The sequence below is a fragment of the Microbulbifer mangrovi genome (genome assembly GCF_002009015.1).
GTDB lineage: Bacteria > Pseudomonadota > Gammaproteobacteria > Pseudomonadales > Cellvibrionaceae > Microbulbifer > Microbulbifer mangrovi.
Genome location: NZ_LZDE01000253.1, coordinates 1 through 16290, shown reverse-complemented (window position 1 = coordinate 16290; position 16290 = coordinate 1). Strand labels below are relative to the sequence as shown.

Genomic DNA, 16290 nt, shown 5'->3' with positions numbered 1-16290 from the left:
ACAGGGGGGCGCCTAGCTCGGTTTTGAAAACCCTTCCCCGATGCTCCGCCGCCACCGCCGGGGCGATAGTACTTACCACCTACGCATCAGGTAGTGCAGAAGCCAAGGGTAATGCCACCGCCGCCTCTTCTGTGTTTAACTTTGCCCCGAACAAGACAACCGGGAACCAGTATGACCCAGGAATCACCCCTTATCGTCGAACGTCAGGGCCCCATCGGCAAATTGACGCTCAATCTGCCCAAAGCCCTGAATGCCCTCAATCTGGACATGATCGACCGGATGGCCGCTCAGCTGGATACATGGGAAACAGACAACAGCGTGGCCTGTATCTGGATCGAAGGGGCAGGGGAGAAGGCCCTGTGTGCCGGCGGAGACGTGGTGGCACTGCACCGGGAATCCGGTAGCTATGGCGATCATGGCGCGAGCCAGTTTGTGCAGGATTTCTTTACTCGCGAATACAGCCTCGACTATCGCATCCATACCTACCCCAAACCCATCGTCGTCTGGGGCAGCGGCATCGTCATGGGTGGCGGTATCGGCATCATGAGTGGTGCCAGCCATCGTATCGTCACCGAAACCACCCGTTTGGCCATGCCCGAAATCACGATTGGCCTGTTTCCGGATGTCGGTGGTAGCTGGTTCCTTAACCGCATGCCCGGCCGTACCGGCCTGTTCCTGGGGCTGACGGGTGCCCAGTTTAATGGCACCGACGCTCTCTACTGCGGTATGGCAGATCGACTGCTTCCCTCCACCGACAAAGATGCGCTGCTGGACGCATTACAGGCCCTCGAGTTCACCGCAAACCCGGATGAAAACCAGGTGCTGGTGAGCAAAGCCATCCAGTCCCGTGAGTTGCCCGCGTCTGAGCAGCCTGCGCCGAATCTGCGCACGCACTACGACGTGATCCAGGAGCTGACCGATGGTGCGACTCTGCCGGAGGTTTATCGGGCGATTGCCGCATATAGCGGTGAGGATAAATGGCTACAGCGAGCATCCACCACCATGGCTGCAGGTTGCCCGATGACCGCGTGGGTGGTGTGGGAACAACTGCGCCGGGCGCGCCATATGTCACTGGCAGATGTGTTGCGTATGGAGCTGGCGCTGGCGGTTAATATGTGCAGCAACGGTCAGGTAAAGGAAGGCGTTCGCGCACTACTGATCGACAAAGACCGGAATCCACAGTGGGAGCCCGCGGTACTGGAGGATATTTCAAGAGAGGAAGTGGTGGCCTGTTTCGCGTCTCCCTGGACGCAAAGTCCGCTAGCAGACCTGCAGTAGTTGGTAGCTTCCGGAAACTGGAGCATAAAAAAGGGCGGTATCTGTTAACAGAATACCGCCCGAAGGGTCACACTCGTTCGTTAATGGCGGTAAAGCACGGTAACCGCGGTCCCCTCTGCCACCACGGAGCCACTCACGCTGCGTCCGTTACCCGCAGCGGGGTCTGATTTTTCCAGTGCCACTTTCCACTCGCCCGCGGGCAAGCTGTAGGTGTAATTGTCCGCACTGTTGTAGATCACAATAACTTCACTCCAGCTGTCACCTACCGCAGCGCCATCAATGTGATGGACTACAATACCGTAGCGTGGCCGGTTGCTGGTCATGTGCTGGTCGATTGCATCCCAGCTGGTAAGCCGGAAAGCGGGGTGCGCGCGGCGTAGTGCAATCACATCTTTGTAGTACGCGTAGATATCAGCATTGTCGATTTTCCACTGCCAGTAATACTGGTTGATTGCGTCCGGCGAATCGTAGCTGTTGTGATCCTCCTGCTTGTCGCGCATGAGTTCGACACCGCCGTGCAGGAATGGAATACCCTGGCTGGTTAGAACAATCCCGTTGGCGAACATCTGGATTCTTCGCAAGTAGCCGCTATCCCTGCTGATGCCATTCAAGTCTGCCCATTGCAGGATCTTGTCCCGCAAGGTCAGGTTATCGTGGGCCGAGACGTAGTTGATGCTTTGTTCCGGATCCATCGCAAACATCGGGTCCCAGGTGTCGATGGCCGTATCCTTGTCTTTTGTGTAGCGGAGACCGCCGCGGCTGCCCACTTCGATTCGCCAGGTATCGGGATTGTTATTGAGAGCGAAGCAGTCGCCGGGGTTGCAGCCGCCGTTATCGTTTTGTCCTTTGATGGCTTCACGAAATTTCGGGTTGAACACCCCGGCGTGAGACTCGTGTATACGGCCGATGGTGCCCAAGCGCACGCGCTCCGGCTGGCGCGAGTCTGCCGCAAAGCCGTTCCAGGGTTCGCCGTAGATCAACAGGTTGCGGTCCGGAAATTTGCTATTCAGGTTGTCCGCCCAATCGGCCACTTCGTCATAGTCAAAAATACCGATCAGGTCAAAACGAAAACCGTCAATATTGTATTCATCTACCCAATATTCTAGGGAGTCGCGGATCATGCGGCCGACCATGGGGACATTGGCATCAATACTGTTGCCAGTGCCGGACAGGTCGGTTGGGGTGTAGTAGCTGCTGGATATTGGCTCGAAAACAGATTTCGAATAAGTGTGGTTGTAGACCACATCCATAATGACTCGAATACCGGCTTTGTGAAACTCGTCGACCATGGTCTTGAATTCGCTTACGCGATTTTCGTAGTCCGTGGGTGTCTGCGAGTAGCGTTCTTCCGGTACGTTGAAATTGCGCGGGTCGTAACCCCAGCTGTAACAGGCAGTGTCGGCAGGGTCGGCGCAGGCATTGAAGTCATACACGGGTAGCAATTGCACATGCGTCACACCGAGTTCCTTCAGGTGGTCGATACCCGTCGCCACGCCATTGAAACGGCTACCGCTTTCGACCATGCCGAGAAATTTTCCGCGCTTGTCACTGCTGACACCGGACTCGGGTGCAATAGTGAAATCGCGTACGTGCACCTCGTAGATTACCGCGTCCTCACGCTCATTGAGTAAAGGGCGTGCGGACCATCCGTTGGGTAACTCTGTAGCGGACATATCCATGACGATATTGTTATCGCTATCGGGTTCCACCATCTTGCCGTAAGGATCGCGGACCACTACGCCATTGACGACAAAATAATAGGGCTTCAGTTTCCAGTCGCCGCTTACGGTAACCGAATAGATGTCTGTCATCCCCTGTGCGGCAAGCGCAGCGTCGGGAATCTTTTCCATCGGATAATTCTGGCCATCGAGAACCAGTTGTACGTCGTTGTGATCTGGAGACCACAGGGAGAAAGTGGTTTCCGTTGAGGAGTACACTGCACCCAGGGTATCCAGGCTTTGATTGCAGTTTTCGGTGCATTCAACCGGTTCCAGAGTGTAGTTGAGGTTCGCATCGTTGACCGTTAGCAGGTAATCGCCGACCACGTCCGTATAAATATCACTACCGGTTTGATCCAGGATGCCGTCGCTGTTGTTATCACCGTAATTCTGGCTCCAGTCACCGAACACATCGAGCTTGAACCGCTGGTTTGCCTGGCCGTCAAAGTGGATCTGCAGTTGCCAGGTATTGTCGGCCACCAGATTCATGGAAGAGGCGTTCCATGTGTTGGGTGTTCCGCGAAAATAGAGTGAGGAAAAATTGGCGCCATGGACGCTGCCTTCATCGCAGCTCGCCACTTCATTGACAGCGATGTTGAGGCTGTCGCTTTGAAAGGTGATTTCGTAGGAGCGGTTGCCGGTGACGGCGTAATCTGCAGTGGGATAGCTTTCGCTCCAGTCGCCGTGACGATCCACCTTGAAGCGGGGGCCGCCGCTGCTATCGCCGTTGGCGAACGACTGGCAGGTGTGAAATGCGTTCTGGCTAACCTGGGTCATTGCTTCGGTCGACCAGTTGTTGGGCGTACCGCGAAAATACCACTCTGCGGAGACACTGGTAGAGAAAGCGGCAAGTAACAGGCAGGGAACGGCGGGTAGCCGGAGCCGGCCACCGTGAGTAGGCTTTATCATCGCTATTTACCATTATTATTTATTGGCGTTATGGGCCGAATGTCAGGTTGCTGCACGAGTTCGGCATTTTTTTATCGCGAGAACCAGATTAGGACTGCCCCGGAATAATGCGCATCCTCCCCCCGCAGGGGCGTAGCTATGGGGATGCGAAAAGTGGGGTAGCACGCACAGGCTCAGTCTTTGCCCGGTGTCAGGTGATCATTCGGTGAGCTCGTCGCTAGCGTATAAATTTGAGTAAGATGGGAGTCCCTGTTCCCCAAATGGCCGTTCAGGTCGTTTAGCAGGGACACAACGAATAACGATAAGAATGGATATCCGATGGAAAATATTGCATTTATTGGTCTCGGCAATATGGGTGGCCCCATGGCGGCCAATCTGGTGGAAAAAGGCTTTTCGGTAACGGCCTTTGATCTTTCTGGCGCGGTGTTAGACAAAGCCGTGGCCGCCGGTTGTCGCAAAGCTGCAAGTGCCGAAGCCGCTATCGCGGGCGCGGATGTGGTGGTGTCCATGTTGCCCAGTGGCGAAGCCGTGCGCTCCCTGTATCTCGGGGTGCATGGTCTGTTACAGGCCATGGGGCCCGAAGTCCTGCTGATCGACTGCTCCACCATTGCTGCCGATGATGCCAGGCAGGTGATTGCCGCCGCCGGTGAGCGCGGTATCGATGCGCTCGACGCGCCGGTATCCGGTGGCACCGCGGCTGCGGCTGCGGGCACCCTGTCATTTATGTGTGGGGGTGAAGCGGCAGCGGTGGAGCGGGCGCGGCCGGTGCTGGCGGCGATGGGCGCAAATATTTTCCACGCGGGGCCGGCGGGCAGCGGCCAGGTGGCGAAAATCTGCAACAACATGCTGCTCGCCATTCATATGATCGGTACCGCGGAGGCCCTGCAGTTAGGTGTGGATAACGGTCTGGACCCGAATGTGTTGTCGCAAATCATGGGGGCCAGTTCCGGCGGCAACTGGTCGCTGGAAAAATACAATCCCTATCCCGGCGTGATGGAAAATGTGCCCGCTTCGCGCAATTACGAAGGCGGCTTTTCCGTAGCGCTGATGCTCAAGGATCTCGGGCTCGCCATGGACACCGCGGCCGGCAGCGCGTCCTCGACGCCGCTCGGGGCGCTGGCGAAAAACCTGTACCAGCTTCACGGCGGCGATCCGATCAACAGTGCACTGGATTTCTCCAGCATCCAGAATTTGTTCCGGCGCCCTGTGGGTAACTGACCTGTGGGTAATTGAAAGTATGCCGGTAATTGATCTGTATCAAGGGCCGGCAACTACCGGCCGGGTACCTTTGCGCGATCCAACATTCCCCGCAAGAAGATTCTGGATCACAGGGTACCCCGTCAATGGACGAAAACAGCTTTGCCGGCGCGGATCGCGCCAGTGACCCTTCGGTTTCCGCCGGTCTCTCCCCGGCAATCTCGCCGCTAACGACGCCAGAGTTATCCACAGCGCTACTCGGGCGCTACGCAGGTCCCTGCCCGCGTTACACCTCTTACCCCACGGCCGACCGGTTTGCGGCGATGATCGCGGGGGAGGGCTCTACAGCCAATAGCGAGGGCAAGCCCTGGGATGCATTGAAAGACGTCGAGACACTGTCGCTTTATGTGCACATCCCGTTCTGTCGCTCCCTGTGTTATTTCTGTGCCTGCAACAAGGTGATCACTCGCCAGTACGGACTCGCTTCCAGCTATCTGGATCGCGTGCTGGAAGAAGCGCGCTGGTATCGGGAGCGGGTGGCGGGCGTGCCGGTTACGCAGTTACACCTGGGTGGCGGGACACCGACCTACCTGAATGACAGTGACCTGACCCGGCTCGTGCACGGCCTGCAGGAGGTGTTCAACCTGCAGCCGGGAGACGATGCGGAATACAGTATCGAAGCCGATCCGCGGGTCCTGGAAGTGGAAACCCTGGATACCCTGCGCGGGCTCGGGTTCAACCGCCTGAGTATGGGGATCCAGGACTTCAACCCGGATGTGCAACGCGCCATCAACAGGATCTGTCCGCCCGAGCAGGTGCGAGCACTTACTCACGCGGCCCGCGAGCGCGGTTTCCGCTCCATTTCCTACGACCTTATATATGGCCTGCCGGGGCAGGATGTGGCAAGCCTGGAGCGGACTATCGACACGGTCATTGACCTGGCGCCGGATCGTATTGCGCTGTATCACTACGCGCACCTGCCGCACCGGTTCAAGGCGCAGCGGCTGATCAGCTCGGATCTGATTCCATCTCCCGAGTCGAAGATCGCCATGCAACTGGCTGCGGCCCGTCGCCTGACCGATGCGGGCTACCTGTTTCTTGGGGTGGACCATTTCTCGCGTCCGGATGACCCCATGGCCGCGGCCGCTGCGCGCGGACAGCTGGCACGCAACTTCCAGGGGTATACGCTGATGCCGGCGGATGCCCTGGTCGGTCTCGGCGCCTCGGCCATCAGCTACAGTCGCGACGGTTACTGGCAGAATCACCACGGCCAGAAAGAATATGCCAGTGCGATCGCCACAGGCGGTCAGGCCATATGCCGCGGCTGGCAGCTGGATGACGACGACCGCCTGCGCCAGTGGATGATTATGGAATTGATGTGCCATCTCAGGCTGGACAAACGTGCCATAGTGCTGCGCACTGGCGTCCCGTTCGAGCAGTATTTCGCAGCGGAGCTGGAGCGGCTACAGCCGCTGATTGCGGATGGGCTGTTGCGCGACAATGTTGATGACCTGGAAGTCACGGAGCGAGGCCGCTGGTTTTTGCGCAATATTGCAGCCGCTTTTGATCGGTATCTGCATGGCAGTGACCCGCAAGCCCAGTACTCCCGGGTGCTTTAGCGGGGCGATGGGGATACAATTTCGGTGATACAGGGGGCGCCCCCCGGAACTGGGAAAATGGAAGAGTCAATGTCGAAAAGCACGTCGAAAACTTCGTCACAAGCTTCGGCGAAAGCTTCACCCGCGGTCAATTGCGGAAGTTGTTCGGTCAGAAGACTGTGCTTGCCAGTGGGCCTGGGTGACGAGGATATCGAGCGCCTGGAGCAGGTGACGCGCAAAAAGAAGATCCTGAAGGCCGGCGATACCCTGTTCAGGGCCGGTGACCCCTTTTCCAATCTGTACGCGATCCGCTCCGGCAGCTTCAAGTCTGCGGTGATCGGTGCCGATGGCGATACCCAGGTCACACATTTCGCGCTGCCCGGTGAGCTGCTGGGGCTGGACGCCTACAGTGGCGGATCGCACCCGGGCTATGCCGAGGCGCTGGAAGACAGCAGCGTCTGCGTTTTGCCGTTCACCCAGCTGGAAAACCTGGCGCAGCAGGTGCCTGCGCTGCAGAAGCAGATTTACAACATCTTCTCGGAAGAACTGAAACAGGACAGTGACGTGCTGTTGCTGTTGGGCAAGCGCTCGGCAGAAGGGCGCCTGGCGGCGCTACTGATCAATATCTCCAGCCGATATGCCCGCCGCGGCTACTCCGCCAGCGAGTTCAAGCTTTCCATGCAGCGGATCGATATCGCCAACTATCTGGGCCTGACGGCGGAAACCGTCAGCCGGCTGATATCGCGCTTTCAGAAACAGGGCCTGATCCGGGTGCAGGGCAGGTCGATCACCATCCTCGACCTGATCGCCCTCAGCGAACTGGCCGGCACCCACTGTAGCTACGAAAACGGATAAGAAGAAACTGGTAGTGAGGCCCGACGCGAGCGGGCCTCTGATTAGCAGGCGGTAGCGACTTTTTTCTCTGCAAGATCCTGGTAAATCGCTTCGTACAGTCGTCTGACACCGCGGTGAAAATGGCAGCTCTGTCTGTCTGCGAGGGCCGCGGTCACCTCTTCCCAATCGGTTTCCGTCAGGTACTGGTCCACCAGGGGCAGTAATATCTCGTTCTCTTTTCGCATATGTTCGCGCTGCAGGGCGACATACTCCCGTGCAGTGCTGAACAGCTGCTCCCGCTCTACCGCCGCGTCGTTGGCGACCGCGTAAAATAGCCGGTTCATACTGCGGGTGGCTTCCGCAATAGCTTTGTGTTCCCCGGTCACTTTCTCGACCACATCGCGGATATCCACCGGCTTGCCGAGCAGTTGCTCGAATACCAGGTCTTCCACCGGGTGGTGCCACTGGTCGGGGTAGACAGAGAAGTAATCCAGCGCATCGAGAATCATGCTCAGGGTTGCGGGATCCCGATCCTGCTGTCCCAGCTCGTTGAGCAAGGCTTCAAACACATCCAGCAGCTTTTGCATGTGCTTGTGGTCGTCACACAGCTGTTGATAGATACCGTTCATTTCGCGCCTCCTTGACGGGTAATGGCAATCGATAATCCATTGTTGTCTGCCGTCGGCAATAGCCCTTGATCTGGGTCAAGCGGCAGCAAGATCGTGTTGCGACAGACGCCGGTTGCACAAAAAATATACGGGCAGGATACAGGGGATACAGGTGTCAGGTGGGGGGATGGAGTCGAGGGCGGGCAGGGCTGCCCGCCAGGGAAGTGCTGTTTCGAAATATCAGCAATGGCAGCTGTTTCAGAAATGCGGGTATATCAGAAGTGATAGTCGCGCAGTTCAATTTCCTGCCAGTCGTATACCAGCTGGAGGCCATCGCCGGTGACCAGGCTGACCTTGTCCGGTGCCAGACAATCGGACCAGTCTACCTTGTTCAGGTCGACCATCTCTGCGCCGCCTTGCACATTGACCACAGAATCCTGCCAGGCCTGATGGCAGTAGCGGGGGATTTCTCCCTCTACCAGCAATTCCTGCCCCAGGTAAGTGCTGTAGTTGAGTTGCGGCATGCGGTTCATATGGTAGCGGTCCTGTTCCCCCAACAGGTAAAACTTGCCGTTCTCCTGTATCAGGGTCCCTGTGGCGGTAACCGACTGTTGCACCGGGTTGGCGGCACAGGCAGAGAGCAGGGCCAGCGGCAGCAATAAACTCATTCGAGACTTCATATTTATTACTCTTTTACGTTTTTTTACCAAACTATCAAACCTCCATTGCAACTGCATGTCATTTACGTTGCAGTGCGATCCAACCTGACGGCTATTTATCTGTCTACGGCTGCGGCGTTCAGCTGGATCAAATATCCCGCTGTAATAGCGTGTAATGGGAGGGGGCTGTTGGCGCCAAATTTAATTCATTAGAATGCCGCCCGCAAAATAAACACGATGCATTTGGGGCATACATAAGATGATGAAAAAAGTTTTGGCCACGGCGCTTGTACTGGGTTGTTCAATTTCTGCACAGGCTAGCGAAGGTGGTTATTTCGGTACCGTGGCGGGCCTGATGAAAACCTCTATCAACGGTGATAGCCCGTTCAATGCCGGCATCCGCGCCGGTTACACCTGGAACTCCGGATTCGGCCTGGAAGGTGAATACACCACTTCCCTGGTAGATGGTGAAGCGCGTTTTAACAGCGGTTGGGGTGACTTCCGCTGGGATTACTCCATTTCCACCTTTGGCGCCTACGCGACCTACCGCAGCCAGGGCGACCTCTACTTCAAGGGCCGCCTGGGTGTGCTGAACGAAAGTATCGATTTCGGAGGCGAGAAAGAAAGTGATTCCGGCCTGTCTGCAGGTCTGGGCCTGGGCTTCAATCTCTCCGAGACCGTTAACCTGGAAGCCGAATACACGCTGGTGGAAGAGGATGTGGATTTCTGGTCCGGCACCCTGGTATTCCGTTTCTGAGGTGATACCCAGCTTCATCTCACCAAAACGCGACCCTCAAGGTCGCGTTTTGCGTTTTCGGGGTGGCGAAATCGTGTGCCGCCCCGGATCGACGCTGCATCGGCCAACTTGAATTGAGCGGGGCGCAGAATTGAATTTGTTTCATGTGCACCCTTTGCGCCGCGGCCAGTTCCTTGGTGTACAATGCGCCGCTTTCTGGGGCGGGCCGGTCACATTTGGGTCGGGATTTGCCCTTGTCGAGATTATGCTTGCGCGATTCGCGCCTTATCATCCGAGGGAACACCATGTTTGATAAATCCGTCACTCTTGCTTCATACGACCCGGATGTGTGGTCCGCCATTCAGGACGAAGACCGCCGCCAGGAAGAACACATCGAGCTGATCGCCTCGGAAAACTACACTAGCCCGCAGGTGATGGAAGCCCAGGGCACCAGCCTGACCAACAAGTACGCGGAAGGTTACCCCGGCAAGCGCTACTACGGTGGCTGTGAGTACGTCGACAAGGTAGAAGCCCTGGCTATTGAGCGCGCCAAGGAGCTGTTCGGCGCCGATTACGCCAACGTCCAGCCGCACTCTGGCTCCCAGGCCAATGCCGCCGTATACCAGGCCCTGTGTGCGCCCGGCGATACCGTTCTGGGCATGAGCCTGGCCCACGGTGGTCACCTGACCCACGGTGCCAAGGTCAACTTCTCCGGCAAGATCTACAACGCGGTGCAGTACGGTCTGAACCCGGAAACCGGCGAAGTGGACTACGAGGAAGTGGAGCGCCTGGCTCTGGAGCACAAGCCGAAGATGATCGTGGCCGGCTTCTCCGCTTACAGCCGCATCATGGACTGGGCCCGTTTCCGCACCATCGCTGACAAAGTCGGCGCTTACCTGATGGTCGACATGGCCCACGTTGCCGGTCTGGTCGCCGCGGGCGTATACCCGTCCCCGGTGCCCCACGCAGACGTAGTGACCTCCACTACCCACAAGACCCTGCGCGGCCCCCGCGGCGGCATTATCATTGCCAAGGCCAATGAAGAAATTGAGAAGAAGCTGAACAGCGCGGTATTCCCGGGCGGTCAGGGTGGCCCGCTGATGCACGTAATCGCGGCCAAAGCGGTTTCCTTCAAGGAAGCCATGACCCCTGAATACAAGGCATATCAGCAGAAAGTGGTAGAGAACGCCCGCGCCATGGCGGAGACCTTCCTCGACCGCGGTATCAACATCGTCTCCGGCGGTACCGACGACCATCTGATGCTGGTGGATCTGATCGGCAAGGAATACACCGGTAAGGATGCGGACGAAGCCCTCGGCAACGCCAACATCACAGTGAACAAGAACGCCGTCCCCAACGATCCGCGTTCCCCGTTCATCACCAGTGGCTTGCGTGTTGGCACCCCGGCCATCACCACCCGCGGTTTCGGTGTGGCAGAGACCAAGCAGCTCACCAACTGGATCTGCGACGTGCTGGACGCGCTGGAGAAAGGCAACGCAGATGCGACCATCGCCGAAGTGAAAGCCAAAGTGCTGGAAATCTGCGCCAAGTTCCCGGTTTACAAAGACTGATAGCGCAGTCCACAGAAAGCACCGTGAGCCCGGTCTTCACCGGGTTCTTCGAAAACGGCCCCTATGGGGCCGTTTTTGTTTTCTGGGTGGGCAAATGCGGGAAATCGTCCTCCGGTCTGTGAAATGACCGCCGGTTTCTGTTTTAATACGCGCCCTCGAAAACCGAATTGAAATTCAGTTATTGTTTCATTCGGTACTAATCCGGGGGCTCACCGGAGCCGGCTCGGAATTTGCACCCGGTATCTGTAGCACGAAGGATGCGTTGCTCAACAGAGGTTCGCGCAAGCGACCGGTACTTTCGGGTCCAAGCGGTTTCAGGATTCGATGCTTGCTGCCAGTGGCTGGAATGCACGGCGGTCAGCGCTGGACAACCGTGCAGCACAGCTGCGGAGCGAGAGTAGAGCATGCGCCCACTATTCAAACTACTGGTCATTCTGACCACTGCCATCGGGTTCGGCGTTCAAGCCCAGGCGAGAGAACTCCACTTTGCCAACTGGTCTGAATCCATTGCCGAGGACACCATCGCCAACTTTGAAGCCGCCAGCGGCATCAAGGTGCACTACTTCGAATTCGACGATATCGAAGAGCTGGAGCAGGTCTGGCTGAAAGAGGGGCGTCAGTTTGACGTCATCGTGCCCGGGTCTGACAACATTCCCAAGTACATTGCCGCGGGGCAGTTGCAAAAACTCGATCGCAGCCGAATCGTCAACTGGTCTCAAAACGACCCCAAATTCATGCAGCGCCTGGCCCTGTTCGATCCGGCCAATGAATACGCCTTCCCGTATCTGTGGGGCACCGTCGGTATCGGCTACAACGTGCAGGCGGTGCGCAAAGCCTTTGGCGGTGAGCTACCTGAAGACAGCTGGGATCTGCTGTTCAAGCCCGAGAACCTCGGCAAACTGGATCACTGCAATGCAACCCTGATGCGCTCTCCGGAAGAAATTTTCGATGTGGCGCTCAAGTACCTGGGCAAAGATCCGAACTCCATGAGCATGGCGCACCAGTTTATGGTCGCGAACTTGCTGTCCAAGGTGCGCCTGCACGTCACCGATTTCGACTCCGGTGAATATGTGGAAGATCTGGCCAGCGGCAAGCGCTGTATCGCCCACGCCTGGAGCGGCGATGTGCTGGTGGCACAGCAGATGGCGGAGGAGGCCGGTAAACCCTTCGATATCCGCTATGTGATGCCGAAAGAAGGCTTCCCCCTGTGGATCGATGTGGTGTCCATGCCCACTAACGCCCCCAATGTCGATGCCGCCTATGAGTTTCTCAACTACCTGATGCGCCCGGATGTCATTGCCAATATCAGCAATGAGACCCAGTACGCCAATGCGAATATGGACGCTCAGGATCTGGTCGACCCCGCGCTGCGTGACAATCCCATCGTATACCCCAGCCCGGAGCTGCTCGAGCGCACCTGGATCCCCGCGGCCACCAAGCCCCGTATCCTCGAGTTGCGCCACAAGCTATGGCAGCGGATTATCGAGCGCGAAGACATCTAAGGCCGCTACATCTTGCCTGGGGGCAGTTCAGGCCTAAATGGTTGTCGTGTGGTAAACTCCGCGCATTTTCCGATAGGGCCAACTCCCCATGCACTGTCCTTTCTGCAGCGCAGATGAAACCAAAGTCGTAGACTCCCGCCTGGTGGCCGATGGCGACCAGGTGCGCCGCCGTCGCGAGTGCCTGCAGTGTCACGAGCGCTTCACCACCTTCGAGACCGCCGAGCTGGTCCTGCCCCGTGTCGTCAAGCAAAACGGCCAGCGCGAACCCTTCAATGAAGACAAGCTCCGCGCGGGTATCCAGCGCGCGGTCGAAAAGCGCCCGGTGAGCACTGAGCGGGTAGAAGCCGCCGTTGCCCAGATCAAGCATGCCCTGCAAGCCACCGGTGAGCGCGAGCTCCCGGCAATGCATATTGGCGAGCTGGTCATGGAGCAGCTGCGGGAGTTGGATCAGGTTGCATTTGTGCGTTTCGCTTCCGTATACCGCCGTTTCGAAGACGTTAGCGACTTCAGCGAGGAGATCGAGCGTCTCAATACCCGCGGGACGGGCAAGGACGCGTCTCAAAAGGAGGAAGGATGAGCTTTTCTCCCAGGGAACTGATGGCGCGCGCTATCCAGCTTGCTGAGCGCGGTATTTACACCACTATGCCCAACCCCCGTGTCGGCTGTGTGATCGCTGACAGCGCGGGCAATATTCTCGGCCAGGGCTGGCACCGGCGCGCCGGTGAGGGCCACGCCGAAGTAGAGGCATTGAAAGATGCCGGAGAGAAAGCCCGGGGCAACATTGCTTATGTAACCCTGGAACCCTGCAGTCACACAGGAAAGACCGGGCCCTGCGCCGACGCGCTGATTGCCGCCGGTGTCGCCAAAGTCGTCTTCGGTATGCAAGACCCCAACCCCAGTGTTAGCGGGAATGGGTTACAGAAACTGCGCGATGCGGGTATTGAAGTGGAAGGCCCGTTGCTGGAAGAATCCTGCCGGGCGCTGAATCCCGGGTTTATCAAGCGCATGACCCTTGGTTTGCCGCTGGTGCGAAGCAAATCGGCGATGAGCATCGACGGTCGCACGGCCATGGACAGTGGCGAGTCGAAGTGGGTCACCGGTCCCGCCGCCCGCGCCGATGTCCAGAATCTGCGTGCGCGAAGCTGTGCGGTCATCACCGGTGTGGATACCGTGCGCCACGACAATCCGAATATGAACGTGCGCCCGGAAGAAATGGCCCTGCCGGATGCCGAGGCCGCTGCGGCGGCAGAAAAGCAGCCGCTGCGGGTGATTGTCGACAGTAAGCTGCGCACCCCCGCCAAAGCCTTTATTTTGCAGGGTGGCGCCCCCACATTGGTGGTCACCACTGACGCGGCCGATGATGAGCGCCGCGCGCGTCTGGAGAAGACCGGCGCCGAGGTGCTGGCACTGCCCGCGGACAAGAACGGCCGCGTGCATCTGGGTGAGCTGCTGAAAGAGCTTGCCCGCCGCGAGTGCAATGAGGTGCTGGTGGAGAGTGGCGCGACCCTTTCTGGCGAATTCATGTACCAGGGCCATGTGGATGAAATCATCGTCTACCTGGCCCCCAAGATTCTCGGCTCCAGCGCGCGGCCGCTGTTCGAGCTGCCGATCGCGCGGATGGGCTCCGTGCTGCCGATCACCATTACCGATATGCGCGCAGTCGGCCACGACTGGCGCATTACCGCAACGACAGATATCGAGCGTTAAAGGTATCCAGATGTTTACCGGAATTATTGAAGCTGTTGGTGAAATCACTGCCCTGCAACCCAGCGGCGGCGACCTGCGTGTACGGGTGAAATCCGGCAAGCTGGATCTGTCCGACGTAAAACTGGGCGACAGTATTGCTACCAACGGTGTGTGTCTGACGGTAGTGGATCTGCCGGGGGACGGTTACTGGGCGGACGTTTCCGCGGAGACTCTGGCGGTGGCCAGTGTCGGCAACTGGAAACTCGGCGACAGGGTGAACCTGGAAAAGGCGCTTACCCCGCAGACCCGTCTTGGCGGCCATATGGTGAGTGGCCATGTGGATGGCGTCGGCGAAGTCGTTTGGCGTAAAACCACTGCCCGTGCGGAGCAGTTCCGCCTGCGCGCCCCGGACGAGCTGGCGAAGTACATTGCCCACAAGGGCTCGATTACCGTGGATGGCACCAGCCTCACGGTAAACGCGGTGGACGGTGCCGAGTTTGAGCTCACCATCGTGCCGCATACGATTGCCGAAACCGTGATTGGTGGTTACCAGGCGGGCACCAGGGTAAATCTGGAAGTAGACCTGATTGCGCGCTATCTGGAGCGGCTACTCTTGGGAGATGCCGCCGCCAAGCCGAGCAGCGAAGGCTTGACCATGGAGTTTCTGGCGCAGCACGGGTTTTATAAGGCCTGATATTCCGGTGGCGGTCCTGCCCTGCGTCAGGACCTTCGCATTTCAATAATGCGCGGTATGAGACATATGAGATTTGCCTTAGTGGTGAATCAAGAGAACTAGAGGTTTTATGGAACTGAATAGCGTTGAAGAACTGATCGACGACATCCGTCAGGGCAAAATGGTAATCCTGATGGACGACGAGGATCGTGAGAACGAGGGTGACCTCGTGATCGCAGCCGAGCAGGTCCGGCCGGAAGATATCAACTTCATGGCGACCCACGCCCGCGGCCTGATCTGCCTGACACTGACCGGCGACCGCTGCGAACAGCTCGACCTGCCGCTTATGTCCCGCGACAATGGCGCCCAGTTCAGCACCAACTTCACCGTCTCCATCGAAGCCGCAGAAGGCGTAACCACCGGTATTTCCGCCGCAGACCGCGCGCGCACGATTCGCGCGGCCGTCGCCCGCAACGCCAAGCCTTCAGATATCGTCCAGCCCGGCCACATCTTCCCGATCAAGGCCCAGCCTGGCGGCGTACTGAGTCGCGCAGGCCACACCGAAGCCGGCTGTGATCTTGCGCGTCTCGCAGGCTTCGAGCCCGCCGCTGCGATTGTCGAAATCATGAACGAAGACGGCACCATGGCCCGCCGCCCGGACCTGGAAAAGTTCGCGCAACAGCACAACCTCAAGATCGGCACCATCGCTGACCTGATCAACTACCGCGCGCTCAACGAGAAAACCGTCGAGTGCGTTAATGATCGTAATGTGCATACCGAATTCGGTGAATTCAAACTGCGTACTTATCTCGACAAAGCCCGTCGCGAGCGTCACTTTGCCTTCAGCCTCGGCGAGTTCCAGCCAGAAGAGCCGACCCTGGTGCGGGTGCACGTTGCCAGCACCCTGCGCGACGTATTTTCCCTGCGCCGCGGCGATGAGAAATATGAGCCCTGGACCTTCCGCAGCGCACTGAAAAAAGTCGCCGAAGAGGGCAAGGGTGTGGTGGTTGTGATCTGTCACAACGAAACCACCGATGAAATTGAAGAGAGCATCGACTGGCTGATCAGCGGCAAGCAGCAGCGCCCCAGCCAGGACCTGGTGTACAAGCAGGTAGGCACCGGCTCGCAGATTCTGCGTGACCTGAAAGTACGCAAGATGCGTCTGATGAGTGCGCCCTTCCGATTCAGTGCCATCTCCGGTTTCGATCTGGAAGTGGAAGAGTATCTGAACGCAGAAGAGATATAGCGGGCTTCGCTATTACTGCGGAGTAAAAATCGAAGGCGGGGTGCTGGGTATTTGTTTTCAGAAGCGTCGGCGACA

At 58.0% G+C, this 16290-nt stretch carries 14 protein-coding genes; 11 read left to right on the top strand and 3 right to left on the bottom strand.

All coding sequences use genetic code 11. The features are described 5' to 3' along the window. Positions 1-171: 171 nt before the first annotated feature. Positions 172-1278: an enoyl-CoA hydratase/isomerase family protein gene (locus tag B4U49_RS04560; RefSeq protein WP_078083397.1), complete on the top strand. Its 1107-nt coding sequence runs from the start codon at positions 172-174 to the stop codon at positions 1276-1278. Positions 1279-1358: 80 nt separating this feature from the next. Here B4U49_RS04560 and B4U49_RS04555 read toward each other — a convergent pair whose 3' ends face one another. Next, complete coding sequence (locus B4U49_RS04555) at positions 1359-3905, bottom strand: alpha-amylase family glycosyl hydrolase (RefSeq protein WP_078083396.1); 2547 nt, start codon at positions 3903-3905, stop codon at positions 1359-1361. A 318-nt stretch (positions 3906-4223) separates the two neighbouring features. Between B4U49_RS04555 and mmsB the strand changes: the two genes are divergently transcribed. The 3 genes from mmsB to fnr all read left to right on the top strand — a co-directional run bounded on the left by mmsB (position 4224) and on the right by fnr (position 7555). Then, on the top strand, positions 4224-5123 hold the full coding sequence (gene mmsB, locus B4U49_RS04550; RefSeq protein WP_078083395.1) for a 3-hydroxyisobutyrate dehydrogenase: 900 nt from the start codon (positions 4224-4226) through the stop codon (positions 5121-5123). 125 nt (positions 5124-5248) lie between these two features. Next, positions 5249-6721, top strand: coding sequence for an oxygen-independent coproporphyrinogen III oxidase (gene hemN, locus B4U49_RS04545; protein ID WP_078083394.1), 1473 nt, complete (start codon positions 5249-5251; stop codon positions 6719-6721). A gap of 57 nt (positions 6722-6778) precedes the next feature. After that, positions 6779-7555, top strand: coding sequence for a fumarate/nitrate reduction transcriptional regulator Fnr (gene fnr / locus B4U49_RS04540; RefSeq protein ID WP_338036820.1), 777 nt, complete (start codon positions 6779-6781; stop codon positions 7553-7555). A 41-nt stretch (positions 7556-7596) separates the two neighbouring features. On the opposite strand, the gene B4U49_RS04535 is transcribed toward fnr, so the two are convergent. Then, positions 7597-8163 (bottom strand): hemerythrin domain-containing protein, encoded by a 567-nt coding sequence (locus tag B4U49_RS04535; protein ID WP_078083393.1) that lies wholly within the window; start codon positions 8161-8163, stop codon positions 7597-7599. A gap of 254 nt (positions 8164-8417) precedes the next feature. Next, the gene (locus B4U49_RS04530; protein ID WP_078083392.1) at positions 8418-8810 is read right to left on the bottom strand and encodes a hypothetical protein; all 393 of its coding nucleotides are present in this window, start codon (positions 8808-8810) and stop codon (positions 8418-8420) included. Positions 8811-9060: 250 nt separating this feature from the next. Between B4U49_RS04530 and B4U49_RS04525 the strand changes: the two genes are divergently transcribed. The 7 genes from B4U49_RS04525 (at position 9061) to ribBA (ending at position 16215) form a co-directional block, all read left to right on the top strand. Next, complete coding sequence (locus tag B4U49_RS04525) at positions 9061-9558, top strand: porin family protein (RefSeq protein WP_078083391.1); 498 nt, start codon at positions 9061-9063, stop codon at positions 9556-9558. A 284-nt stretch (positions 9559-9842) separates the two neighbouring features. Further along, positions 9843-11108, top strand: a complete 1266-nt coding sequence (gene glyA, locus B4U49_RS04515; RefSeq protein WP_078083389.1) for a serine hydroxymethyltransferase — start codon at positions 9843-9845, stop codon at positions 11106-11108. A gap of 404 nt (positions 11109-11512) precedes the next feature. Beyond that, positions 11513-12610 carry an extracellular solute-binding protein gene (locus B4U49_RS04510; RefSeq protein ID WP_078083388.1) on the top strand — a complete coding sequence of 366 codons (1098 nt, stop codon included), beginning with the start codon at positions 11513-11515 and terminating at the stop codon, positions 12608-12610. A gap of 88 nt (positions 12611-12698) precedes the next feature. Further along, positions 12699-13187 (top strand): transcriptional regulator NrdR, encoded by a 489-nt coding sequence (gene nrdR, locus B4U49_RS04505; protein ID WP_078083387.1) that lies wholly within the window; start codon positions 12699-12701, stop codon positions 13185-13187. After that, positions 13184-14317 (top strand): bifunctional diaminohydroxyphosphoribosylaminopyrimidine deaminase/5-amino-6-(5-phosphoribosylamino)uracil reductase RibD, encoded by a 1134-nt coding sequence (gene ribD, locus B4U49_RS04500; RefSeq protein WP_078083386.1) that lies wholly within the window; start codon positions 13184-13186, stop codon positions 14315-14317. The genes nrdR and ribD overlap by 4 nt, the downstream gene beginning before the upstream one ends. 10 nt (positions 14318-14327) lie before the next feature. Continuing rightward, entirely contained in the window at positions 14328-14990 is a 663-nt protein-coding gene (locus B4U49_RS04495) for a riboflavin synthase (protein ID WP_078083385.1), read from the top strand. 109 nt (positions 14991-15099) lie between these two features. Beyond that, on the top strand, positions 15100-16215 hold the full coding sequence (gene ribBA, locus B4U49_RS04490; RefSeq protein WP_078083384.1) for a bifunctional 3,4-dihydroxy-2-butanone-4-phosphate synthase/GTP cyclohydrolase II: 1116 nt from the start codon (positions 15100-15102) through the stop codon (positions 16213-16215). Positions 16216-16290: the final 75 nt, after the last annotated feature.

Excerpts from the sequence above, each read along its gene's own strand:
- mmsB (WP_078083395.1), top strand. The coding sequence starts at position 4,224 with ATGGAAAATATTGCATTTATTGGTCTCGGCAATATGGGTGGCCCCATG.
- B4U49_RS04560 (WP_078083397.1), top strand. The coding sequence starts at position 172 with ATGACCCAGGAATCACCCCTTATCGTCGAACGTCAGGGCCCCATCGGC.
- B4U49_RS04510 (WP_078083388.1), top strand. The coding sequence starts at position 11,513 with ATGCGCCCACTATTCAAACTACTGGTCATTCTGACCACTGCCATCGGG.
- ribBA (WP_078083384.1), top strand. The coding sequence starts at position 15,100 with ATGGAACTGAATAGCGTTGAAGAACTGATCGACGACATCCGTCAGGGC.
- B4U49_RS04495 (WP_078083385.1), top strand. The coding sequence starts at position 14,328 with ATGTTTACCGGAATTATTGAAGCTGTTGGTGAAATCACTGCCCTGCAA.
- hemN (WP_078083394.1), top strand. The coding sequence starts at position 5,249 with ATGGACGAAAACAGCTTTGCCGGCGCGGATCGCGCCAGTGACCCTTCG.
- ribD (WP_078083386.1), top strand. The coding sequence starts at position 13,184 with ATGAGCTTTTCTCCCAGGGAACTGATGGCGCGCGCTATCCAGCTTGCT.
- fnr (WP_338036820.1), top strand. The coding sequence starts at position 6,779 with ATGGAAGAGTCAATGTCGAAAAGCACGTCGAAAACTTCGTCACAAGCT.
- B4U49_RS04525 (WP_078083391.1), top strand. The coding sequence starts at position 9,061 with ATGATGAAAAAAGTTTTGGCCACGGCGCTTGTACTGGGTTGTTCAATT.
- B4U49_RS04530 (WP_078083392.1), bottom strand. The coding sequence starts at position 8,810 with ATGAGTTTATTGCTGCCGCTGGCCCTGCTCTCTGCCTGTGCCGCCAAC.
- B4U49_RS04535 (WP_078083393.1), bottom strand. The coding sequence starts at position 8,163 with ATGAACGGTATCTATCAACAGCTGTGTGACGACCACAAGCACATGCAA.
- glyA (WP_078083389.1), top strand. The coding sequence starts at position 9,843 with ATGTTTGATAAATCCGTCACTCTTGCTTCATACGACCCGGATGTGTGG.
- B4U49_RS04555 (WP_078083396.1), bottom strand. The coding sequence starts at position 3,905 with ATGATAAAGCCTACTCACGGTGGCCGGCTCCGGCTACCCGCCGTTCCC.
- nrdR (WP_078083387.1), top strand. The coding sequence starts at position 12,699 with ATGCACTGTCCTTTCTGCAGCGCAGATGAAACCAAAGTCGTAGACTCC.